The sequence below is a fragment of the Mangrovimicrobium sediminis genome, assembly GCF_004745945.1.
In the GTDB taxonomy this organism is placed as follows: Bacteria; Pseudomonadota; Gammaproteobacteria; order Pseudomonadales; family Halieaceae; genus Mangrovimicrobium; species Mangrovimicrobium sediminis.
Genome location: NZ_SRLE01000004.1, coordinates 1 through 20,787, shown reverse-complemented (window position 1 = coordinate 20,787; position 20,787 = coordinate 1). Strand labels below are relative to the sequence as shown.

The following is a 20,787-nucleotide window of genomic DNA, read 5'->3' as shown; positions in this document are numbered from 1 at the left end:
CTGCAGCGCTTTGTGGGCTGCAGCGCTGGGGCTAGCGCGACGCTCAGACCGCGCCCCAGGCCTCACGCACCTGGCTGGTGGTGGCGGCCAGCAGCTCGTCCATGGATTTCACTGCACCCTTGGCGCGGTAGGACTTCATCTCGCCGTAGAGGGTGGCGACCTTGTCCGCCGGGGTCTGGCCCTTGAAGTCGCTCTTTTCCAGGGCTAGTTCGTCGATAGCCTCGTTCCAGCACACGCCCTGGACCAGGGGGATGATGGTAAACACGCGACCCTCGTAATCGAACTGGGCGCGCTCGCTGGCGTTGACCACGAACAGCATCACGCTGGCGTCCGCCGCCAGGTCGGCGCCGAAACGCTCGAGCAAGGTGGGCAGCATCTCGATCTGGTCGAGGCTGCCGATCAACAGCTTGATGTCCTCGCCGGCCAGTACCACCGCACCGCGCAGCACTTCGTGCGGCGGGTTGGGGTGGCCCTTGTCGTCCAGGCCGCCGTCGACGATCACCAGGTCGCCGCGATAGGCAGCGAGGCCCGGCTCGCTGGTGGCGTCGCAGAAGTTGGCGTTAAACAACAAATTGTCGGCTTTGTACGTATCCAGTTTCACGGTGGCCTCCTCGGCGCTGCGGCGATGTGGCGCGGCTGCCCGGGGCGTTGGTCCCGGAGTCTCCCGCACGCAGATCAATGGGTTCTACCGCTATCCATGGCAATCTCCATGCCCAATTTTTCGATCTCCGATAAGTCGTTATTAATCGGATAGTTACCGGCCGCGTTTAAATTTCTTTTCAGCGTTTTGTCGGGGTAACGACATTCCCCGCGGGGGCGGCAGACGACGCTTTTGGCGCAAATGCCACAAAGCCGGCGTGCGCCACAGGTGCTACAGGCGCCGTTTGCCGGCATACTGCGGCGCCCTGTCCACGTGCTGCAAAGCCGGCAAGAAAGTGGACTGAAAATTGCAGAACGAAAAACAGAATCTGCCACACAGCAGTCACCTGCCGGCCGTAACATGCGCGGGCGGCAACGACAGCAGCAGCGCCGAGGAGACGCCCGACCATGTACATCGCCATGAACCGCTTCCGCATCGCTCCGGGACGGGAACAGGATTTCATCGACATCTGGAAAAACCGCGAGACCTTCCTCGAGGAGGTCCCGGGGTTTCGCGAGTTTCATTTGCTGCAGGGTCCGAGCAGCGAGGAGTGCACCCTGTTCGCCTCTCACTCCACCTGGGACTCCGCCGAGGCGTTTTCCGAGTGGACGCGCTCCGAGGCCTTTCGCAAGGCCCACGCGGGCGCCGGCAGCAGCCGCGACATCTACCTCGGGCCGCCGCAGTTCGAAGGCTTCGAGGCCGTCGCCTAGGCCGACAGGGAGAGACAGACCATGCGCTACGCGCCCTACCCCCAGGAATACGCCGCCCTGCAGGACATGAGCGAGGCCGATCTGCTCGAGTACTTCCTCACCCGGGTCTTCGAGACCGAGGAAGTGTGGGGGCTGGACGACGGCTGCGAATGGCTCATGCAGGAGGCCGGCGAACAGTGGATCATGCCCGTGTGGCCTTACCGCCAGCTCGCCGAGGAGGCCAACACGGTCAAGGGTTACACGCCGCTGGCGGAATCCCTCGAGGACTTCGTCTACCAGACACTCACCGCGCTGATTGAGGACAACGCCATGCTCAGGGTGCTGCCCTCGGCGCACAGCGAGGGCTGCCTGGTCTCACCGGAACGGCTCTACGACATTCTCACCGGCATGTTTGACGCCGGCGAATACAGGCTGGACGCATGAACACGCACGCAAGTATTTACAGCCCGACCGTGCATGCGTAATCTAAACACTGCGCGTTTGCCTGCGCGCAGTCACATCGCCCGCCCGTAGCGAAGCCACACAGCGAAGTCAGTGAGATGCCTGTCATAACCTGCCAGGAGCGTCGCATTGCCTGTGGCGACGACGACGTCCTTCACAGCCTCGAGCGCGCCGGTATCGAGATACCGAGCAGTTGCCGCACCGGTCACTGCCAGAGCTGCCTGGCGCAGCTCAAGCAGGGCGAACTCACAGCCCGCGCCCAGCGCGGCCTGAATGAGCGCCAGCGCGCCCTCAACTATTTCCTCACCTGCCAGTACCGCCCGCGGGATGACATCGAGATCGAACTGCTCGACACCCACAGCCGCCGCCACGCCACGCTGGTGGAAAAACACGTGCTGGATTCGCGGGTGCTGCGGGTCAGGCTGGAGGCCGAGGTCGACTGGCGCGCCGGCCAGTACCTGACCCTGTGGCGCAACACCAAGCGCGGGCGGGTCTACTCCATCGCCAGCCTGCCCGCGGAAGGTTGCATCGAATTGCACATGCGCCGCCGCGGCGGGCAGATCAGCGGCTGGGTGGAACACCAGCTGCAGGTCGGTGAGGAATGCGCGATCAGCCTGCCCCGCGGAGACTGCTATTACAGCCCGGCGATGCCGGGACAGCCATTGGTCCTGGTCGGAATCGGCACCGGCCTGTCACCGGTGTACGGCGTATTGAAACAGGCGCTGGCGGACGGCCACCACGGCGAGATCACCCTGTACGCCTGTGCCGGGGAACCCGGGCAACTGTATCTTTTGCGGGAACTGCGGGCGCTGGACGACGATGCCGGCCGCTTGAACATCATCCCGGTGGTGCGCCGGCAGGCGGCACAGCTGGACGGTGCGCTGCAAGCGGACATCACGCAATTGCTGGCCCACAACCACCCCAGCCTGCGCGGGCACCTGGTCTACCTGTGCGGCACCCCGGCGCTGGTCGCTCACCTGCAATACCAGAGTTTCATGCAGGGCGCGCACCACAGCGACATTTTCTGCGACCCGTTCGAGTTCGCCCAGTAGCGACGCTCAGGCGACGTCCGCCTCGCTGCGGGTGAAGCGCACCCGCTCCTGTGCGTCGACGCCGAGGATCTTGGCCAGCCAGGGCGGCGGCTTGCCGGCCATGACCTGTTGCAAGCCGGCGATGATCTCGCCCGCTTCACCGCCATCGATCTGCTTGATCGGGTAGACGCCGGCGCGGATCACCTTGGCCGCGGCCGGGCCGCCGACGGAGACCACGTAGAGCACCTGGCAGTCGCGGATGAGGTCGGCGCGAAAGCCGTTGCGATCGTCGGAAAAGTCGGCCTCGATAGCGGAGCGCACATCCACCAGTCGGTAGTCGGTGGTCGAGACGTCGTAGACCAGATAGCGCAGGCAGGAGCCGAAATGCCCGTTGAGCGACTCGCCGCTGTTGGAGGAGATCGCCACGCGCACGGCGCCTGCCAGCGGCGTGTCGTAGCTGCCCGGCTCCGGCAGGTCCTCCTCGTCCTGCTCGCCCCAGAGAATACGCACCGCCTCCTTCAGGGCCGGCAGGCCGATGCCGATGTCCTCGCCGTCCTCCTCGCCGTCGACGCTGGCAAAGCCGGTCTTCAGGTCGGTGACGGTGATGGTTTTCAGGCTCTCCTCGCTGAGCTCGCCGTGGATGCGCCGGTGCAGGATGTCGAGCAGCTTGGACACGCCGATATCCGGCAGGACCCGCGCCGCCAGCGCGATACGCAGCGCCGCCTCGCGGCTGAGATTGCTGACGTCGACCATGTGCTTACCTCCTTGATAAACGTGCGCGCCTGGCGCGTTGCGCCCACGCCGCAAGCGCAGCGCAAACGCGACGAATTCACTGCGCTCGCGCTAAAGCGCGAGCTGGGTCAGGGACTGGGCCTGTTTCTTCTGCCACTCCTCGGGCGTGAGGGCGCGCACCGACAGCGCGTGCAGTTCGCCACTGGCGATCACGTCGGCAAACGCAGCCAGCACCTGCTGCTGGCGCTTGACCGGGCTGACGCCGGCAAAGCCCTCGCTCAACACCACCGCGGTAAAGTCGCAATCGGCGCCCTCGACCTTGATCTCCTGCGCCTGCGGCACCGCCGCCTCGATGCGCGCGATCACCTCTTCGCGTTGCATTGCCATGCCGCTACCCTCAGGCCGCCGCAGTGGCCTGCTGCAGCAGGGGCTGCAGCTCGCCGCTGTCGATCATCTCGCAGATGATGTCGCTGCCGCCGATCAACTCGCCGTTGACGAACAGCTGCGGAAAGGTCGGCCAGCCGGACACCTTGGGCAGGCGCTCGCGGATGAACGGTGCCTGCAGCACATTGACGAAGGCGAGATCGGCGCTGGTGGTGTTCAGCGCGGCAATCGCCTTGGCGGAAAAGCCGCACTCGGGCGCCTCGGGCGAGCCTTTCATGTAGATGATCACCGGGTTGTCGGCGATCTGGCGGCGGATGATTTCTTCGGTGGACGGTTTGTTCATGGCGTCATCTCCTGTCTGACCGGACCCCGGTGAGGGCCGGCATCTGAACTAAAGCTCGGGGCCGAAGCAGTCGTCGTAGGCGGCGCATTCCTCGCAGCTCGGGGCACGGCACACGTAACCGCCCTCCTGTTCGCACAACTGCTTGTAAAAAAACTTTTTCCACTTCATGTCGGCGCTGTTCTTTGTTGCCAGGGCGGGAAAGAACAACTGCATCAACTCGCCCAATACAGCGCGCGAAGGCAGGCCCAGGTCGCGCCACAGGTGCTCGCCGCCGAGGCAGCCGGCGGCGACGATGTCCGCCATGGCCACTTCCAGGGGATGCTCGCCCGCGCGGTGCGCGAGCAGCAGTTCGCGCAGGTCCTGCCACTCGTCCCGGCGCATCTCCAGCAGTTCCTGGCGCAGCTGGCCGCGCTCCCAGGCAGGGCTCTCGGGACCCGGCGAGAGCGCCGCAGCGCGCTCGGCGTGCTGCAGTTCGCTTTCCACCAACCACAGGAACACCAGCGGCTGCAGGCCGAGGAAATTGGGCAGCGCGCCGCGCCCGGCGCGTTGCGCGTGCAGCAGTTCGGCGAGCAGGCGGGCCTGGTGGTTCGGCGCCGGTGCGGCGCGCGCCGGTACCTGCGCAGTCATGGGCAGACCGCCGTCGCCGGGTCGCGGCGCGAACAGGCCTCGACCGCGCTGTCGCCGGCGGCGAGGCGGATGCCGAGAATGCCCTCGAGGCGCTGCTCGTCGAACCCGGCCATACGCCGCCCCTCGAATTCCAGCAGCGGCCGGCGAATCAGCAGCGGCTCGGCGAGCAGCATGGCCAGGGCCGTGTCCGCATCCAGTCCTGCAGGGTCGATCTCGCCGTCGCGCACGGCGGGCGCCGCGGTGTTAAACCACTGCGTTACCGGCAGGCTGGCCAGGTAGCTGCGCAGCTCCTCCACCTGCCAGGGATGGGTCAGCAGGTTCAGCTGCAACGGCTCGTAACCCGCGGCGCGCAGCAGCGCCTGCTGGCGGCGGTTGGTCTTGCAGCCGGGCTTTTCGAAGAACGCGATGGTCGGTCCCATGAACGGCTTACCGCGACTGGAACTCGAGCATGGCCTCGGCCATTTTTTCCGGCGGGATGCCGGTGAGCGAACCGGGCGGGTTCATGGCCACCCCGCCGGCGTCGAGGATTGCCTCCTCGATCGGGCAGATGGTGGCGCACTGCGGGTGGGCGTAGTCGCCCTCGCACTCGGTGCACTTCTTCGCATCGATCAGGAAGTGCGGCGCGGACTGGTAGATGGCGTCACTGGGACACACGTCGTAGCAGGCCCAGCAGTTTACACAGGAATCAACGATCGACAGTGACATGGCGTCCTCCGGCATGGCGGGCCCGGGTTACGGGCGCCGCGGTATTACATTGGCGTGGTGCGAAAAAGAACGGGCGGCAAGTGGAAAACCGCCCCAAGGGTCTCGCTTTCACGCAGAAACTTGCTGTGCCCGGGCCGCCGGCACGGGCTCCTCGAGGGCGCCGGACTCGGCCATCTCGCGATACACCGCGAGCACCGCCTCCTCGATCGGCTCCATGGCGTGTTCGCCATTGGGCACGATGCCGGCCTCCTCCAGCTGCGACCAGGGCTCGAAACCGATCTTCGAGCACAGCACCGCCTCGCAGCCGTGCAGCGAGCGGATGCTGCCGGACAGCGCCGACTCCTTCTCGCCGCAGGTGTCGTTGCCGATGCAGTACTGGTCGACCTTGCGGTGGCCGATGAAGCGCACGCCGTTGGGCGAGGCCTCGTAGACCAGGAACTCGGTGGCGTGGCCGAAGTGCTGGTTGATCAGGCCGCCGCCGCTGGTGGCCACCGCCATCAGTACCGGGCGGGTATCCACCAGGCCCTGGGCATCCGGCACGCTGGCCGCGGCCAGGCGCTCGCGCTTGGCCTGCTTCTCGTCCAGTTCCTCCATGATGCCGGCGTGCACGACCGCACGGGTTTTCATCGCGGCGCCGTAGTCGATTTCCATGGCCTCGATCTTGTCCAGGGTGAACTCTTCACCGCGGTCTTCGCCGAGCAGGCCGACGGCGTCGGCGCGGCACTGGCGGCAGTGGCGCATCATGTTCATATCGCCGGCGCAGTCGTCCTGCAGGTCCTGCAGTTCCTCGGGCTCCGGCCCGCGCTGGCCCATGACGCCGTAGAAGGTGCCGTGCTCTTCCTCGGCGATCAGCGGCATGACGTTGTGCAGGAAGGCGCCCTTGCTCTTGACGATGCGGCTGACCTCCTTGAGGTGCTCGTCGTTGACGCCGGGGATCATCACCGAGTTGACCTTCACCAGGATGCCGCGCTCGACCAGCATCTCCAGGCCTTTTTGCTGCTGCTCGATGAGGATCGCCGCGCCCTTCTCGCCGCGGATGCGGCGGTTGTTCCAGTAGATCCACGGGTAGATCTGCGCGCCGATTTTCGGGTCCACACAGTTGATGGTGATAGTGACGTGATCGATATTGTGCTTGGACAGTTCCTCCACCGACTCGGGCAGTGCCAGGCCGTTGGTGGAAACGCACAGCTTGATGTCCGGCGCTTCCTCGGAGAGACCGCGGAAGGTCTCGAAGGTGCGCTCGGGGTTGGCCAGCGGGTCGCCGGGGCCGGCGATACCGAGCACGGTCATCTGCGGGATGTTGGCGGCCACCGCCTTGGTTTTCTTGATCGCCTGTTCCGGCGTCAGCAGTTCGGAGACCACGCCGGGGCGCGACTCGTTGGAGCAGTCGTACTTGCGGTTGCAGTAATGGCACTGGATGTTGCAGGCCGGGGCCACCGCCACGTGCATACGCGCGAAGTAGTGGTGAGCCTCTTCCGAGTAGCAGGGGTGGTTCTGTACCTTTTCGCGGATCGCATCGGGCAAGTCCGACATCTGGTCGTTGGTGCTGCCACACGAACCGGTGGAGCAACCGCTATCCGCAACGGCCGCGGCCGCCTCATCCTGTCCAAGCACTGTCAGTTCCATCGCAAGAACTCCTCTTTCTACCCTGGCGGGTGGTGAATGCTGTTGACTGCGTGGCGCGCGGCCGGCGCAGTGCTTGATACAGGTAATGCAATGCCTGTGCCGGTTTTTATGTGACTGTTTTTATTGGTTTTTCTAGTCTCTGGAGGGAGTGTTTGTGGGCTTTGATACAAGCCCTTTGCGACTAATTGTGCTCTAGGTGACAGCCACGGCGGACACCGTGGCGACTCAGATTTTGCGCACGTTGATGTTCATGGTCTGGATGCGATACGCGATCTGCCGCGGCGTCATGCCGAGCAGGCGCGCGGCCTTGGCCTGCACCCAGCCGGCCTGTTCCAGCGCGGCGATCAGGCGCTCGCGCTCGTCCAGTTCCGGGTCGTTGAAATCCACCGCGGGATTCGCCGGCTGCAACATCGGCGCGACGATGCTGCCGGCGGAGCCGTTGAGCGAGATGACGTCGGCGTCGATGGTCTCCGCCTCGGTCATGATCGCCGCGCGCTCCAGGCAGTTTTCCAGTTCGCGCACGTTGCCCGGCCAGTCGTAGCTGACGAGCTGGCGGATGGCGCCGTCGGTGAGGCGCAGTTGCCGCCCCTGGCCCTTGGCGATCTTGCCGATCAGGAACTGCGAGAGTTCGGGGATGTCCGCCAGGCGCTCGCGCAACGGCGGCAGCTTGATCGACATGACGTTCAAGCGGTAGTAGAGGTCCTCGCGGAACTTGCCTCGGTCCACCTCCTCTTCCAGGTTGCGGTTGGTGGCGGCGACGATGCGCACATCCACCTTGATGGTCTGCGTGCCGCCGACGCGCTCGAACTCGCGCTCCTGCAGCACGCGCAGCAGCTTGGCCTGGAACATCGGCGAGATCTCGCCGATCTCGTCGAGGAACAGGGTGCCGCCGTCGGCCTGCTCGAAGCGCCCCTTGTGCTGTTTCACCGCGCTGGTGAACGCGCCCTTCTCGTGGCCGAACAGCTCCGACTCGAGCAGGGTCTCCGGCACCGAGGCGCAGTTGAGCTTGACGAAGCGCTTGTGTGCGCGCGGCGAGTTGTAGTGAATCGCGCTGGCAATCAACTCCTTGCCGGTGCCGGACTCGCCGAGCACGAGCACGGTACTGTCCCACTTGGCCACGCGCCGCACCTGGTCAAACACCCGACGCATATTGTCGGTGCCGCCCACCACCATGTTCTCGAAGCCGTACTTGCCGCGCACCTCGCGGCGCAGTTCGTCGCGCTCGCTGGCCAGGTTCTGGCCGCGCTCGACGTTGACCAGCAGGCGCGTGGTCTGCGCCAGCATGTCGCCAACCGCCTTGAGGAAGGTGGTGCGGTCCGGCATGTAGTCGTCCGCCGGCACATCCGGCTGGGCGGCGAGCACGCCGATGGCCGAGCCGTCGGTGTCGCGGATAGGCACGCCGATGAACGGCAGCTCCAGGTCGTACAGCGCAAGCTTGTCGAGAAAGCGCGGCTCGGAGGAGATACGCCCCAGCACGATAGGCTGGTTGTGCTGCAGGATGCGGCCGACGATGCCCTCGCCGGACTGGTAGCGGATACCGCTGGAGGCCTTGCGCACCGATTCCGAATCGCTGTACACCGCGCCCACCTGCAGCTTGGAATGCTCCGGGTCGGACAGGGTGATGATGCCGTGCTGCAGGCCGGCATCGTTGTGCAGGATGCCGAGGATTTCGCGCAGGGTGTCCTCGATGCTGGTGACCTGGCACAGGCTGTGGGAGATACGGCACAACGCGTTGAACTGTCGCTCGATGAGTTCCGGACGACTGGACGCGCTAAACCCCGCACTGGCAAACGTCGATGGCGCCATCGGCTACAACCGCCTCACTCGGGTATCGCTAGAGGTAACTGGACAATCACGCGACAGCCGTCGGCGTAATCCGGGTCGATGTACACGGTGCCCGCGTGGTCGGCGACAATCTCCTGCACCATGGGCAGGCCCATGCCGCGAAAACCGTTGCGGGTCTTCTTGCTGCTGTAAAACGGCTGGAACACCTTCACCCGCTGGTCCGCGGGAATACCCGGGCCGGTGTCGGAGATCTCTACCTCGAGAATTTCGCGCTGCTCGCGGGTGACGATGGTGAGGTCGCGGGTCTTTACGCCGCGGTCGGACATCGCCTCGATGGCGTTCTGCACCAGCTGTTTGAACAGGCTGCGCAGGCGCCGCTCCTGGCCGATCACCGCCGGCAGGTGCAGCGACGGCTGCCAGGAGATGATCACGCCGTGGGCGAGCATCTGGTCGGTGGACAGCGCCAGCACCTCGCGGATCGACTGGTTGATATTCACCGGCTGCTTGCTCTCTTCCAGCGGCGGCGGCAGCGTATCCATGAGGTTGTCCAGCGCCTGGCGACCGGCGGTCAGCGCTTCCTCCGCGGCGGCCAGCACCAGGGCGTCCTCCTCCTCGTTGCCGGCGCGGCGCTTGAGCGTCTTCACCGCGGCATCGATCAGGTTGACCGGGCCCTGCAGCTGGTGGATGGCGCCGTTGACCGTCTCGCGCATGCCCTGCACCAGGTCTTCCTCGGCCATCAGCGCCTTAAGGGTGTTGACCTGCATCTCTTCCTGGTGGCGCCGCAACTCGCTGATATCGGTGATCATCAGCAGCAGGTAGTGACCCACCTCGCGCTCGAAGAAACCGTCCGGACTCTCGCCGGAGATATCGATAGTGGTACCGAAACAGGAGAAGCGCCGCGGCGAGCCGTCGCCGCGGTCGAGGGTGATTTCGCGGCTGTTGAAGCGCCGCTGGCGTTTCTGCAGCAGTTCGAAGTCGCCTTCGAGCTGGCCGGCGAGCACCTCGACGAAGGCGGCGCGGTCGCCGCCCGGGGCGAGGTCGCCGGCCATGGCGTCGAAACTGGGGTTGGACAGCTCGATATCGCCGTTGGCGTCTATCAACACCATGGCCGCGGGCACCGAGTTGACCACCGATTCGATCATCAACTTCTGGTTGAGCACCCGCTGCTGCAGTTCGTGGACCTCGGTGCCGTCCCGGTGCATGCCGAGGTAGTAGACGGTCTTGCCGCCCTCGTCGATCACCGGTGCGACGGTCAGCTCGGCGAGGTACATGCTGCCGTCGCGGCGCCGGTTGACCAGCATGCCGGTCCACGGCCGTTGCTGCGCCAGGCGCCCCCACAGCGCCTGGTAGACCAGGCGCGGCGTGGTGTGGTTGGAGAGGATGGACTCGTTCTTGCCCACCACCTCGTCCTCCGGGTAGCCGGTCACCTGGGTGAAGGCGCGGTTGGCGTAGAGAATGTTGGCTTTCAGGTCGGTGATGGACACCGCCACCGGGCAGTGCTCAACCGCCTGGAAGAACACTTCCGGCGACAACCCCTCATCGCCCAGGGGCAGCCCGGCGTGGGCCAGCGCGGCCCCCTGCCCGGCGTCGATGGCCACCGATACCCGGGTACCCGCATCTGTAGGCTTGCTTTTGGACATGCTGGATCCTCTTCATTGAACGTCCCCGCGGCCGCGGGGGCATCCTCTGGCCGGGGCGGGCCGCGCCTGCCCCACGAGGTGAGCTGCAAAAGCCATGCCGGGTGGCAAATCCCCGGTTCCATGTCGAAAAACGACATTTCGGCGGCCGGTTTGTCGGTTGTGCGACAAGCACGAAAATTTTCGCCGACGGCATTTTGTCGTGTTTGCGACAAATTTCGGGCCAGCTTTGGGCCGGTTGTGCGCCTGAATCCCCAACACAGCATGATCCAGATCAAGGTCCTGTGGGATACGCGCCATGGCACGCTTAATGCAATTACCCCCCTGAGACGGCGCGACATGCGACACAAACCTGCCGCAGTCGACGACCGGCAACTCGCAAGCGACTCATCTGTTATCACGCACGCGTTAGAGAGTGAGAGCAATGGAGTACCTGACACTGCTGGGCAGCACCATTTTGGTGAACAACATCGTACTGGCGAAGTTTCTCGGCCTGTGCCCGCTGATGGGCGTGTCCAACAAGCTGAGCTCGGCGCTGGGCATGGGGCTGGCCACCGCTTTTGTACTCACCCTCTCCGCCCTGTGCGGCTGGTGCCTGGAGAACTACATCCTGCGGCCGCTGGACCTCGGCTTCCTGCGCATTCTCTCTTTCATCCTGGTGATTGCGGCCATCGTGCAGTTCACCGAACTGGTGATGCGCAAGTTCAGCCCAATCCTGCACAAGGCGCTGGGCATCTTCCTGCCGCTGATCACCACCAACTGCGCGGTGCTAGGGGTGGCGCTGCTCAACGTGCGCGAGGACCACGGGCTGGGCGAGAGCCTGATCTACGGCCTGGGCTCTGCGCTGGGCTTCTCCCTGGTAATGGTTATCTTCGCCGGGCTGCGCGAGCGCCTGGCACTGGCCGAGGTGCCGGCCACCTTTGCCGGCACCCCGGTGGCGCTGGTGACGGCGGGCATCCTGTCGCTGGTTTTCATGGGCTTTGGCGGAATGTTGTGAGGGACTGATTATGTTTATGGCGACTCTGGTACTGACGATTCTCGGCTTCACCCTGGGCTCGGCCCTGGCCTTCGCGGCGAAGGTGTTCGCGGTGGCCGAGTCCAACCCCATCGTCGAGGAGATCGAGGCGATGCTGCCCAACAGCCAGTGCGGCCAGTGCGGCTTCGCCGGCTGCAAGCCCGCCGCCGAGGCCATGGCCGACGGCAGCGCTGACCCGACCTGTTGCCCCCCCGGTGGCCGCGCCCTGGCCGAACGCGTGGCCGAGCTGCTGGGCATCGATATCAATACCCTGGGCGAGAGCGCCGCGCCGCAACTGGCGAGCATCGACGAGAGCCTGTGCACCGGCTGTACCCGCTGCTACAAGGCCTGCCCCACCGACGCCATCGTCGGCGCCAACAAGCAGATTCACGCGGTGATCAAAAGCGCCTGCACCGGCTGCGGCAAGTGCCTGGACGCCTGCCCCGAGGATTGCATCCATCTCGGCGCCGAAACACCCGATCTGCACAACTGGCAGTGGCCCAAGCCGATGGTGGCCTGAGCATGTCAATCTTCTCTCCCATTCGCGGCGGCGTTCACCCGGAGGGTCGCAAGGGCGACACCGCGGGCCAGGCTATCCTCACCGATATCCCGCTGCCCGCGCGCCTGAGCCTGCCGCTGTTCCAACAGGCCGGCGCCAGCGCCCTGCCCGTGGTGCAGGTGGGCGAGCGCGTGGCCAAGGGCCAGTGCATCGGGGTTTCCGGTGCGGGACTGTCGACCCGCCTGCACGCGCCCACCTCGGGCAGCGTGGTCGCCATCGAGGACATCGTCGCGCCGCACCCTTCGGGGCTGCCCGCGACCTCCATCATCATCGAGCCGGACGGCGAAGACCGCTGGCAGGAACGGCCGCGCGAGGACGACCCGTTCGCCCGCTCTCCGGAAGAGCTGGCCGAAGAAGTTGAACGCGCAGGCATTGTCGGCCTCGGCGGCGCGGTGTTCCCGGCGGCGATCAAGCTGCGCCAGGGGCGCCGCTACGAAATCAGGACGCTGATCATCAACGGCGGCGAGTGCGAGCCCTACCTCACAACCGACGACCACCTGATGCGCGAGCGTGCGGCGCAGATCGTCGAGGGGGCGCGGCTGATCCAGCATATCGTCGAATGTTACGAAGTGATCATCGGCATAGAGGACAACAAGCCCGAGGCCGTCGCGGCGATGCGCGAGGCGGCGGCGCCCTTCGGCAAGGTGGAGGTGAAAACCGTGCCCGCGATGTACCCGATGGGTTCGGCAAAACAGCTGATCCAGGCCCTCACCGGGCGCGAGGTACCCGCCGGCGGTCGCAGCAACGACCTCGGCATCCTGGTGCACAACGTCGCCACCGCCTACGCCATCCAGCAGGCCCTGCGCCACGGGCGGCCGCTGTTGTCGCGGGTGCTGACCCTGGCCGGCGGTTGCGTGTCGCGCCCGCGCAATGTCGAGGCGCTGTTCGGCACCCCCATCGAACACCTGCTGGAACAGTGCGGCGGCCTGCGCGACACCCCCGCGCGACTGGTCATGGGCGGCCCGATGATGGGCCAGGCACTGCCCTCCACCGCCGTCCCCGTGATGAAAGGCACTTCCGGCGTACTCGCCCTGACCCGGCGCGAGGTGAACGACCAGGCGCCCTCGCCGTGTATTCGCTGCGGCCGCTGTGTCGACGCCTGCCCGATGGGCCTGATGCCGGTGGAGATGGCCAAGTTCGCCCGCGCCGACGATTTCGATGGCGCCGCCGAATACGGCCTGCGCGACTGTATCCTGTGCGGCACCTGCTCCTGGGTCTGCCCCTCGCACATCCCGCTGGTGAACTTCTTCGAGTACGCCCGCGGCGAGATGAAGCAGCGCCGCGCCGCCGCCCAGAAACTGGAGTACACCCAGCGCCTGACCGAGGCGCGCAACGCGCGACTGGAGCGCGAAGCCGAGGAAAAACGCGCCGCCAAGGCGGCCCGCGCGGCGAAGAAGAAAAAGCCCGCACGGCGCGCCACTGCGAAAGCCGACAACGAAGCCAGCACCACGACCAGCACCGAGGACTGTGACTCATGAGCGGCGCGGGCCTGACGATAACCGGTCGCGCGGCGCCGCACAGCCATGCCGGGTCCTCGGTGGACCGCATCATGCTGCAGGTGTGCCTGGCGCTGGTGCCGGCGACCGTGTTCGGCCTGTACCTGTTCGGCTGGCCGGCGCTGCTGTTGTGGGTGATCACCTGCGCCAGCGCGGTCGCCACCGAGGCCCTGTGCCTGCTGCTGCAGGACAAACCGCTGTCGAGACTGCGCGATTCCTCTGCCCTGCTTACCGGCTGGCTGCTGGCGCTGACCCTGCCGCCCTGGGCGCCGTGGTGGATCGGCGCCGGCGGTGCCGCCTTCGCCATCGCCGTGGGCAAGCAGTTGTACGGCGGCGTCGGCCAGAACATCTTCAACCCCGCCATGCTGGCGCGGGTCGCCCTGCTGGTGTCCTTCCCGGTACACATGACCACCTGGGTGCAGCCGGACCTGCTGTCCAGCGGCGCACCGGGTCCGTGGGCCGCGCTGGATATCGTGTTCGGCGGCGGCATCCCGGACGGCGTCACCGGCCCGACTATTCTCGGTGAAATGAAAACCGCCCAGGGTGCGGGCACGGTCAGCGAACTGGCCGCGGGCAGCTTCAACTGGCTGGACTCCCTTACCGGCAGCACCGCCGGCAGCCTCGGTGAAACCTCCGAACTGCTGGTGCTGCTGGGCGGCCTGTGGCTGCTGGCCCTGCGCATTATCAGCTGGCACATCCCGGTGGCCATGCTCGGCACCACTGTCCTGCTGGCGGCCATCTTCCACCGCGCGGACCCGGCACACTACGCCAGCCCCCTGTTGCACCTGACCAGCGGCGGCATCATGCTCGGCGCCTTTTTTATCGCCACCGACTACGTCACCTCGCCCTCGTCGAAGACCGGCCAGTTGATCTTCGGCGCCGGCTGCGCCGCGGTGCTGTTTGCCATCCGCGCCTGGGGCGGCTTCCCCGAGGGCGTCGGCTTCGCGGTACTGTTCATGAACGCCTTCACCCCATTGCTGGACCGCTACTGCAAGCCGCGCGCCTATGGCCGCAACCTGCGCGGTCGCCCGACGGTGGCGCGTACCCCGGCGCGCAAGGTGCGCTAAGTACATGACGAGCGCAGCGCAACCCGCCTACCGCCAGCGCCTGGGCTATCACGCCGGGTTGCTTGGCGGCATCTGTTTCCTGGTCAGCGTGTTGCTGATCATCGGCAACCTGGAGACCAGCGACCGCATCGCCGCTCACATCGAGGCGGAAAAACGCGCGATGCTCGCCGAGGTGCTGCCCGCCAGCCTCTACGACAATGCACCGCTGGCATCGCCCGCCGTGCAGGCGGTGAGCGCGCCGTTCTCTGCCCCGCTCACCATCTACACCGCCACCCTGGACGGGCGCTATAACGGCGCCGCCCTGCAGAGCGCGATCTACGGTTGGGGCAGCGACATCCAGTTCATCGTCGCCGTGGACGGCACCGGCACCATCACCGGTGTGCGCGTAATCAGCCACGGGGAAACTCCCGGCCTGGCGGACGGTATCGACATCGCCCGCGACCCGTGGATTACCGGTTTCAACGGCAAGTCGCTGGACAACCCCGACAAGCGAGGCTGGGGGGTGAAGAAAGACGGCGGCCAGTTCGACCAGTTCACCGGCGCCACGATCACCCCACGCGCGATGGTCAGGGGCGTTCACGCTTCGCTGCAGGCGCTCGACGCCTGGCGGCAACAACAACTGGCCGCCACAGCGACGGCGGCAGACTCCCAGGAGGATTGAGTATGTCTTCCCCCTACCGGCAGATCTTCGGCGACGGCCTGTGGAACAACAACGTGGCCATGGGCCAGATGCTGGCCCTGTGCCCGCTGCTCGCGGTGACCACCTCGGCGACCAACGGCCTGGGCATGGGCCTGGCCTCGGTCGCGGTACTGGTGCTGACCAATATCATCATCGCCAGCCTGCGCTCGTTCATCACGCCGCAGGTGCGCATCCCGGTACTCATCGTGCTCATCGCCACCGTGGTTACCCTGGTGGACATGGCGATCAACGCCTGGATGCACCCGCTGTACAAGGTGCTGGGCTTGTTCATTGCGCTCATCGTCACCAACTGCGCGGTGTTCGGCCGCGCCGAGAGCTTCGCCTGCAAGAACTCCGTGCGCCTGGCGGCGGCGGACGCGCTGGCCATGGGCCTGGGCTTCACCTGGGTACTGGTGGCCATCGGCGGCATGCGAGAGATTCTCGGCAGCGGCACCCTGTTCGCCCACGCCTCACTGCTGCTGGGGAACGGCTTCTCCTGGCTGGAGATGACCCTGATCCCGAACTTCGGCGGCATCCTGCTGGCGGTGCTGCCGCCGGGCGCCTTCATGGCCCTGGGTTTCCTGATTGCCGGCAAGCGCCTGATCGACCGCTGGCTGAGCGCGGGCAAGTCCGCCGACACGCTGGTCATGCCGAGTATGGCGCCCTAGCGGCGAATGCTGGCGACAGTGACGAACACTGGCGACAGCGACCAACTCCAGCAATAGCGAGCAAAGAGGGTAAGCGATATGAAAGTCAGCGTCTGCTACGCCGGCCCGCGCCACCAGTCATGGGTGGAACTGGATGTCGTCGAGAACACTACCGTGGAGCAGGCCATTGCCAGCAGCGGCCTGCTGGAAAAAATGCCGGAGATCGACATCGACAGCATGAAAGTCGGCATCTTCGGCAAGTTCACCAGCCTCGACAAGGCCCTCAGCGAGGGCGACCGGGTGGAGATCTACCGGCGTATCACCCGGGTGCTGGACGAGGATGATGATGACGATGACGACGACTGAATAGCTTATCCAGTTCGATGGCGATGAAACTGGGCAGGAAACAGGCCAGGATCAGCGGCCACCACTCGGACGGGAACGACGCGGTGCGGAACAGCGACGCCGCCTCGGGAATGAACGTGGGGATAAAACGGATCGCCACGCTGAGCACGATACCGCCGATCAGCCACGGGTTGCTGAACGGGTTGAGGCGGAACACGGAGGTTTCCACCGAGCGCGCCGACACCACGTAGCCGAAGTGCGCCATGAGAATGCCCCAGAACGCCGCGGTCTGCGCCTGGGTCAGCAGCAGTTCGTCGACCACCTGGTCGCCCACCACGCCGGCCGCGCCGAGGTGGTAGTAGAGCAGGAAACCGGGCACCGAAATGGCCAGGCCCATGATCACCAGGCGGCGCAGGAACAGGCCGTCCATCAGGCGCTCCTTCGGCCCGCGCGGCGGGTCCTGTAACAGCCCGCGCTCTTTCGGCTCCATCACCAGCGGCATGGTCAGCAGCACGGAATCCAGCAGGTTAATCCACAGGATCTGCACCGGCTCGAGCACGAAACGGTGGGAAAACAGCGGCACCCAGGCGGCGACCATCACCGCGCCGATGATCAGCAGCGCCTGCGCGGCGTTGGTCGGTAGGGTGTAGAGAATGGCCTTGCGCAGGTTCTTCCAGGCGTGGCGCCCCTCCTCTACCGCGGCGACGATGGTGGCGAAGTTGTCGTCCACCAGCACCATGTCGGAGGCTTCCTTGGCCACCTCGGTACCGGCCTGGCCCATGGCGATGCCGATGTCGGCAACCTTCAGCGCCGGCGCGTCGTTCACCCCGTCGCCGGTCATGGCCACGATCAGGCCGTGGCGGCGCAGGCTCTGGGCAATCTGTTCCTTGTGCTCCGGCGCCACCCGGGCGAACACCGAGACCTGGCGGGTCAGTTCGAACAACTCGTCCTCGTCCAGGCGCGTGAGCTCGGCACCGGTCACCGCGCGCTCGGCGGGAATGCCGAGCTTGGCGGCTACCGCCTGCGCCGTCTCCGGGTGGTCGCCGGTGATCATCACCGTGCGGATACCGGCCGCGGAGCACTGCGCCACCGCCTCGATGGCCGACTGCTTGGGCGGGTCGATCATGCCCTGCAGCCCGAGAAACTGCAGGTCGTGCAGGTCGTCGTGGGTGAGGTCGCGACAGGTGTCCGACACCGGAAGCCAGGCCACTGCCAGTGTGCGCAGGGCCTGCTTGGCGAAGCTCCCGGCCACCGACAGCGCCTGCTGCGCATCGAGCGGCTGCGATTCGCCGCTCGCGTCCAGCTGTGTTGAACACATGGCCACTACCACTTCGGGCGCGCCCTTGACCAGCACGCGATGGGCGTCGCCGTCGCGCACCAGGATCGCCATGTACTTGGTGGCGCTGTCGAAGGGGATTTCCTCCAGCCGGTGCAGGCCCTCGGCGGTGATGTCCGCCTTGGCGCCGGACACCTTGAGGGCGATCTCCGTCGGGTCGCCGGTGTGGGCGGTGCTGCCGCTGGTCAGCGAGGCGTTGTTGCAGGCGTAGCCGGCGTACAGGTTGTTGTACAGCGCCGGCGCCGCGCGCGGGTCCAGCGCCGCGCCATCGCGCAGGAACTGGCCGCTGAGCGCGCCACCGCCGCCGCTGACCTCGAACTCCTCGCCGCCGGCGAATACCCGGGTGACCGTCATGCGGTTCTCGGTGAGGGTGCCGGTCTTGTCCGAGCAGATGACCGATGTCGCGCCGAGGGTCTCGGCGGCGGGCAGCTTGCGCACCAGGGCATTGCGCCTGGCCATGGCGATGCTGGACAGGGCGAGGATGGACGTCACCAGCGCCGGCAGCATTTCCGGGATGGCGGCGACCACCAGCGAAACCGCGCCGAGGAAGCTGTAGCTCGCCGCGTAGCCGAGGTAGATGCCGAAACCGAAGTTAATCACCCCGACCACCAGGATGATGCCGATCAGGGCGCGCACGAAGGATTGCATCTGGCGCTGCAGGGGCGTCGGACCCGCATCTGCCGATTGCACGAGGTCCGCCATGTGGCCGAACACGGTGCTGGCGCCGGTCTCCACCACGACGGCCAGCGCGCTGCCGCGGGTGAGGAAGGTGCCGGAAAAACCCATGTTGCGCTGGTCGCCGGGCACCAGGTCGCTGCCCTCCACCGGCGCCGTGCGTTTTTCCACCGGCACCGATTCCCCGGTGAGAGAGGATTCATCCACGTGCACGTTGCTCGCCTCGATGAAGCGCACGTCGGCGGGAATGCGGTCGCCGCCCTCCAGCACCACGATGTCGCCGGGCACCAGTTCGCGGGCGGGCAGCTTCGCCTGGCAACCCTCGCGCACCACCAGGCACTCCTGGACCATCATATTGCGCAGGGCGTCCATGGCGCCCTCGGCTTTGCCCTCCTGCACGAAGCCGAGGATGGCATTGAGGATGACCACGCCGACGATGACCAGGGTGTCCGGCAGCATGTGACTGCCGGCGATGGTCAGGCCGCCGGTGACACAGGCGGTGATCAGCAGGATGATCACCATCGGGTCGCGGAACTGGCGCAGGAAGATCACCCAGGCCGGCGTGCGCGAGAAGGTCAGTTCATTGGGGCCGAAACGCGCCTGGCGCTCGGCGATGACCGCCTGGCCGAGGCCGTCGCGAGAGCTGGCCAGTGACTCGAGCACGGCTTCGCCGGATATGGAATACGCGGGGACGCTGTCCGCAGTGGCGGGCGGCGTGGGGGAATCGTTCGTCACAGATTGCTCCTGGGTACCAGCTTGCATGGGCGGCGCACAGTGACGCCGGCCTTCCCCTATCTTAGGCCGATGAGGTTACGGTTTGAACAGTGCGGGCTGAATCCCGTTGCGGACCAGGGGTCAGAGCCGCGGGGAATACCCAAACCAGGGGTCAGAGCCGCGGGGAATACCCAGACCAGGGGTCAGAGCCATGGCTCTGACCCCGTTTACCCCGATCCCCTGCTTACCCAAACGCTGGGATTACCCGGACAAGGGGTCAGAGCCATGGCTCTGACCCCGCTTACCCCGATCCCCTGCTGACCCAGACGCGGGGAATACCCGGACAAGGGGTCAGAGCCACGGCTCTGACCCCGCTTACACCGACCCCCGCTTACCCAGACGTCAATTTGTGGCTGCCAGGGGCTGCCAGGAACCGCGTTTCAGCCTATAATAACAGCACGAGCCCGCGACAGACGGGCCGCACCGAACACGCTTTGACCCCGCCCGCATTGACGTCATTCTTCGAGGAACCGTCGATGCATCCTTTTGTTCGTGTCGTTGAAATCTGGGTACCGGACGCCTCCGGCGAGCACCTGAAATGGCATGCCGGCACCTACGGGCCGCTGGCGGAGTTCGCCGACCACAGCCGCGACATCACCTTCGCCCCGGGCATCGGCCTGCCGGGACAGGCCTGGCGCGAGGCCCGCCCGATCATCATGAAAGACCTCAGCGACGGCGCTTTCCTGCGCGCCGACGCCGCGCAGTCGGCCGGCCTTACCTCCGGCGTGGCCATGCCCATCTTCCAGGGCCGCGATCTGCGCGCGGTGCTGGTCTTCCTGTGCGGCGACCACGGCCGCGGCGATGGCGCCATCGAGGTATGGAAGGACGACGGGCTCAGCGGCCAGTCGCTGGTGGACGGTTACTACGGCAAGCTGGCGCGCTTCGAGCGCCAGTCGCGCAATATCAAGTTCCCGCTGGGCCGCGGCCTGCCCGGCATGGTCTGGAAAAGCGCCACGCCGATGATCGCCGACGTCGCCAACACCAACGCCTTCCTGCGCTCCCAGGCTGCGCTGGAGGCGGGTATTTCCATCGGCATCGGCATCCCGCTCAACTCGGACCACAACATCGACGACATCGGCTACGTGGTCACTTTCCTCTCCGTCCACGCCACGCCGATCGCGCGCGGTTTCGAGATCTGGAACGTCACCGACACCGGCGACGGGCTGTGCTTCAGCTCCGGCATCGAGGATTCCGTGCACCGCATCCTCGCCGACGAACCCGACCGCCGGCTGGCCCGCGGCGAGGGCATCGCCGGCAAGGTGCTGGAAACCGGCCTGCCCTGGCTGGAGCCCTCTGCGCAGGGGCACGCCGGCAGCGATCCGGAGGACGATCTCGCCCAGCTGGCGATCCCGGTGTACTACCTGAACGAACTGCGCTCGGTGGTCAGTTTCCGCTATTGATGCCCGCATGTACGGGGTCCGTGTGTACGGGGTCAGAGTCACGACTCTGACCCCTTGTTTGAGCTTTGCGCACATTCCCTGACACAGTCGCAGATCCCCGCGTGCACGGGGTCAGAGTCACGACTCTGACCCC

At 66.1% G+C, this 20,787-nt stretch carries 22 protein-coding genes; 11 read left to right on the top strand and 11 right to left on the bottom strand.

Annotated features, from left to right (window positions below; translation table 11 throughout):
- Nucleotides 1-43: 43 nt before the first annotated feature.
- Nucleotides 44-601, bottom strand: coding sequence for a hypothetical protein (locus E4634_RS03455; RefSeq protein WP_135441221.1), 558 nt, complete (start codon nt 599-601; stop codon nt 44-46).
- Nucleotides 602-1,047: 446 nt separating this feature from the next.
- On the opposite strand from E4634_RS03455, the gene hmuQ reads away from it, so the two are divergent.
- The 3 genes from hmuQ (at nt 1,048) to E4634_RS03440 (ending at nt 2,843) form a co-directional block, all read left to right on the top strand.
- Nucleotides 1,048-1,350: a heme-degrading protein HmuQ gene (gene hmuQ, locus E4634_RS03450; RefSeq protein WP_135441220.1), complete on the top strand. Its 303-nt coding sequence runs from the start codon at nt 1,048-1,050 to the stop codon at nt 1,348-1,350.
- Between the two features lie 21 nt (nt 1,351-1,371).
- Entirely contained in the window at nt 1,372-1,773 is a 402-nt protein-coding gene (locus tag E4634_RS03445; protein WP_135441219.1) for a DUF2750 domain-containing protein, read from the top strand.
- A gap of 116 nt (nt 1,774-1,889) precedes the next feature.
- Nucleotides 1,890-2,843: a 2Fe-2S iron-sulfur cluster-binding protein gene (locus E4634_RS03440; RefSeq protein WP_135441218.1), complete on the top strand. Its 954-nt coding sequence runs from the start codon at nt 1,890-1,892 to the stop codon at nt 2,841-2,843.
- Nucleotides 2,844-2,849: 6 nt separating this feature from the next.
- Here the strand turns inward: E4634_RS03440 and E4634_RS03435 are convergent, their stop codons facing one another.
- The 9 genes from E4634_RS03435 to nifL form a co-directional block, all read right to left on the bottom strand.
- Nucleotides 2,850-3,575, bottom strand: a complete 726-nt coding sequence (locus tag E4634_RS03435; protein WP_135441217.1) for a dinitrogenase iron-molybdenum cofactor N-terminal domain-containing protein — start codon at nt 3,573-3,575, stop codon at nt 2,850-2,852.
- Between the two features lie 90 nt (nt 3,576-3,665).
- On the bottom strand, nt 3,666-3,941 hold the full coding sequence (locus tag E4634_RS03430) for a BolA family protein (RefSeq protein ID WP_240725072.1): 276 nt from the start codon (nt 3,939-3,941) through the stop codon (nt 3,666-3,668).
- 10 nt (nt 3,942-3,951) lie between these two features.
- On the bottom strand, nt 3,952-4,281 hold the full coding sequence (gene grxD, locus E4634_RS03425; RefSeq protein WP_135441216.1) for a Grx4 family monothiol glutaredoxin: 330 nt from the start codon (nt 4,279-4,281) through the stop codon (nt 3,952-3,954).
- Between the two features lie 48 nt (nt 4,282-4,329).
- Nucleotides 4,330-4,908: a nitrogen fixation protein NifQ gene (locus tag E4634_RS03420; RefSeq protein ID WP_135441215.1), complete on the bottom strand. Its 579-nt coding sequence runs from the start codon at nt 4,906-4,908 to the stop codon at nt 4,330-4,332.
- Nucleotides 4,905-5,327: an ArsC/Spx/MgsR family protein gene (locus tag E4634_RS03415; protein WP_135441214.1), complete on the bottom strand. Its 423-nt coding sequence runs from the start codon at nt 5,325-5,327 to the stop codon at nt 4,905-4,907. Before E4634_RS03415 ends, E4634_RS03420 begins: the two co-directional genes overlap by 4 nt.
- Before the next feature lie 7 nt (nt 5,328-5,334).
- Nucleotides 5,335-5,613 carry a 4Fe-4S binding protein gene (locus E4634_RS03410; RefSeq protein WP_135441213.1) on the bottom strand — a complete coding sequence of 93 codons (279 nt, stop codon included), beginning with the start codon at nt 5,611-5,613 and terminating at the stop codon, nt 5,335-5,337.
- Nucleotides 5,614-5,721: 108 nt separating this feature from the next.
- Nucleotides 5,722-7,239 (bottom strand): nitrogenase cofactor biosynthesis protein NifB, encoded by a 1,518-nt coding sequence (gene nifB, locus E4634_RS03405; protein WP_135441212.1) that lies wholly within the window; start codon nt 7,237-7,239, stop codon nt 5,722-5,724.
- Nucleotides 7,240-7,464: 225 nt separating this feature from the next.
- Entirely contained in the window at nt 7,465-9,045 is a 1,581-nt protein-coding gene (nifA, locus tag E4634_RS03400) for a nif-specific transcriptional activator NifA (RefSeq protein ID WP_135441211.1), read from the bottom strand.
- 14 nt (nt 9,046-9,059) lie between these two features.
- Nucleotides 9,060-10,664: a nitrogen fixation negative regulator NifL gene (nifL, locus tag E4634_RS03395; protein WP_135441210.1), complete on the bottom strand. Its 1,605-nt coding sequence runs from the start codon at nt 10,662-10,664 to the stop codon at nt 9,060-9,062.
- A gap of 421 nt (nt 10,665-11,085) precedes the next feature.
- Here nifL and rsxA point away from each other — a divergent pair, with 421 nt between their 5' ends.
- The 7 genes from rsxA (at nt 11,086) to E4634_RS03360 (ending at nt 16,490) form a co-directional block, all read left to right on the top strand.
- The gene (gene rsxA / locus E4634_RS03390) at nt 11,086-11,658 is read left to right on the top strand and encodes an electron transport complex subunit RsxA (protein WP_135441209.1); all 573 of its coding nucleotides are present in this window, start codon (nt 11,086-11,088) and stop codon (nt 11,656-11,658) included.
- Nucleotides 11,659-11,674: 16 nt separating this feature from the next.
- Nucleotides 11,675-12,196 (top strand): RnfABCDGE type electron transport complex subunit B, encoded by a 522-nt coding sequence (locus tag E4634_RS03385; RefSeq protein WP_240725071.1) that lies wholly within the window; start codon nt 11,675-11,677, stop codon nt 12,194-12,196.
- A 2-nt stretch (nt 12,197-12,198) separates the two neighbouring features.
- Nucleotides 12,199-13,713: an electron transport complex subunit RsxC gene (gene rsxC, locus E4634_RS03380; protein ID WP_135441207.1), complete on the top strand. Its 1,515-nt coding sequence runs from the start codon at nt 12,199-12,201 to the stop codon at nt 13,711-13,713.
- On the top strand, nt 13,710-14,798 hold the full coding sequence (locus E4634_RS03375; protein WP_135441206.1) for an RnfABCDGE type electron transport complex subunit D: 1,089 nt from the start codon (nt 13,710-13,712) through the stop codon (nt 14,796-14,798). The genes rsxC and E4634_RS03375 overlap by 4 nt, the downstream gene beginning before the upstream one ends.
- Nucleotides 14,799-14,802: 4 nt before the next feature.
- Nucleotides 14,803-15,459 carry an RnfABCDGE type electron transport complex subunit G gene (locus E4634_RS03370; protein ID WP_167854756.1) on the top strand — a complete coding sequence of 219 codons (657 nt, stop codon included), beginning with the start codon at nt 14,803-14,805 and terminating at the stop codon, nt 15,457-15,459.
- Nucleotides 15,460-15,461: 2 nt separating this feature from the next.
- On the top strand, nt 15,462-16,145 hold the full coding sequence (locus E4634_RS03365) for an electron transport complex subunit E (RefSeq protein ID WP_135441204.1): 684 nt from the start codon (nt 15,462-15,464) through the stop codon (nt 16,143-16,145).
- A gap of 78 nt (nt 16,146-16,223) precedes the next feature.
- Complete coding sequence (locus E4634_RS03360; RefSeq protein WP_135441203.1) at nt 16,224-16,490, top strand: RnfH family protein; 267 nt, start codon at nt 16,224-16,226, stop codon at nt 16,488-16,490.
- Here E4634_RS03360 and E4634_RS03355 read toward each other — a convergent pair.
- On the bottom strand, nt 16,444-19,215 hold the full coding sequence (locus tag E4634_RS03355; RefSeq protein WP_240725070.1) for a cation-translocating P-type ATPase: 2,772 nt from the start codon (nt 19,213-19,215) through the stop codon (nt 16,444-16,446). The genes E4634_RS03360 and E4634_RS03355 overlap by 47 nt on opposite strands.
- Nucleotides 19,216-19,730: 515 nt before the next feature.
- On the opposite strand from E4634_RS03355, the gene E4634_RS03350 reads away from it, so the two are divergent.
- Nucleotides 19,731-20,654: a GAF domain-containing protein gene (locus E4634_RS03350; protein WP_135441201.1), complete on the top strand. Its 924-nt coding sequence runs from the start codon at nt 19,731-19,733 to the stop codon at nt 20,652-20,654.
- Nucleotides 20,655-20,787 lie beyond the last annotated feature (133 nt).

What these genes read in the sequence shown, in the direction of transcription:
- E4634_RS03420 (WP_135441215.1), bottom strand. Translation starts at nt 4,908, where the DNA reads ATGACTGCGCAGGTACCGGCGCGCGCCGCACCGGCGCCGAACCACCAG.
- E4634_RS03430 (WP_240725072.1), bottom strand. Translation starts at nt 3,941, where the DNA reads ATGGCAATGCAACGCGAAGAGGTGATCGCGCGCATCGAGGCGGCGGTG.
- E4634_RS03435 (WP_135441217.1), bottom strand. Translation starts at nt 3,575, where the DNA reads ATGGTCGACGTCAGCAATCTCAGCCGCGAGGCGGCGCTGCGTATCGCG.
- grxD (WP_135441216.1), bottom strand. Translation starts at nt 4,281, where the DNA reads ATGAACAAACCGTCCACCGAAGAAATCATCCGCCGCCAGATCGCCGAC.
- rsxC (WP_135441207.1), top strand. Translation starts at nt 12,199, where the DNA reads ATGTCAATCTTCTCTCCCATTCGCGGCGGCGTTCACCCGGAGGGTCGC.
- E4634_RS03445 (WP_135441219.1), top strand. Translation starts at nt 1,372, where the DNA reads ATGCGCTACGCGCCCTACCCCCAGGAATACGCCGCCCTGCAGGACATG.
- nifA (WP_135441211.1), bottom strand. Translation starts at nt 9,045, where the DNA reads ATGGCGCCATCGACGTTTGCCAGTGCGGGGTTTAGCGCGTCCAGTCGT.
- E4634_RS03375 (WP_135441206.1), top strand. Translation starts at nt 13,710, where the DNA reads ATGAGCGGCGCGGGCCTGACGATAACCGGTCGCGCGGCGCCGCACAGC.
- rsxA (WP_135441209.1), top strand. Translation starts at nt 11,086, where the DNA reads ATGGAGTACCTGACACTGCTGGGCAGCACCATTTTGGTGAACAACATC.
- E4634_RS03350 (WP_135441201.1), top strand. Translation starts at nt 19,731, where the DNA reads ATGCATCCTTTTGTTCGTGTCGTTGAAATCTGGGTACCGGACGCCTCC.
- E4634_RS03365 (WP_135441204.1), top strand. Translation starts at nt 15,462, where the DNA reads ATGTCTTCCCCCTACCGGCAGATCTTCGGCGACGGCCTGTGGAACAAC.
- E4634_RS03360 (WP_135441203.1), top strand. Translation starts at nt 16,224, where the DNA reads ATGAAAGTCAGCGTCTGCTACGCCGGCCCGCGCCACCAGTCATGGGTG.
- E4634_RS03440 (WP_135441218.1), top strand. Translation starts at nt 1,890, where the DNA reads ATGCCTGTCATAACCTGCCAGGAGCGTCGCATTGCCTGTGGCGACGAC.
- E4634_RS03415 (WP_135441214.1), bottom strand. Translation starts at nt 5,327, where the DNA reads ATGGGACCGACCATCGCGTTCTTCGAAAAGCCCGGCTGCAAGACCAAC.
- nifL (WP_135441210.1), bottom strand. Translation starts at nt 10,664, where the DNA reads ATGTCCAAAAGCAAGCCTACAGATGCGGGTACCCGGGTATCGGTGGCC.
- hmuQ (WP_135441220.1), top strand. Translation starts at nt 1,048, where the DNA reads ATGTACATCGCCATGAACCGCTTCCGCATCGCTCCGGGACGGGAACAG.
- E4634_RS03370 (WP_167854756.1), top strand. Translation starts at nt 14,803, where the DNA reads ATGACGAGCGCAGCGCAACCCGCCTACCGCCAGCGCCTGGGCTATCAC.
- nifB (WP_135441212.1), bottom strand. Translation starts at nt 7,239, where the DNA reads ATGGAACTGACAGTGCTTGGACAGGATGAGGCGGCCGCGGCCGTTGCG.
- E4634_RS03410 (WP_135441213.1), bottom strand. Translation starts at nt 5,613, where the DNA reads ATGTCACTGTCGATCGTTGATTCCTGTGTAAACTGCTGGGCCTGCTAC.
- E4634_RS03385 (WP_240725071.1), top strand. Translation starts at nt 11,675, where the DNA reads ATGGCGACTCTGGTACTGACGATTCTCGGCTTCACCCTGGGCTCGGCC.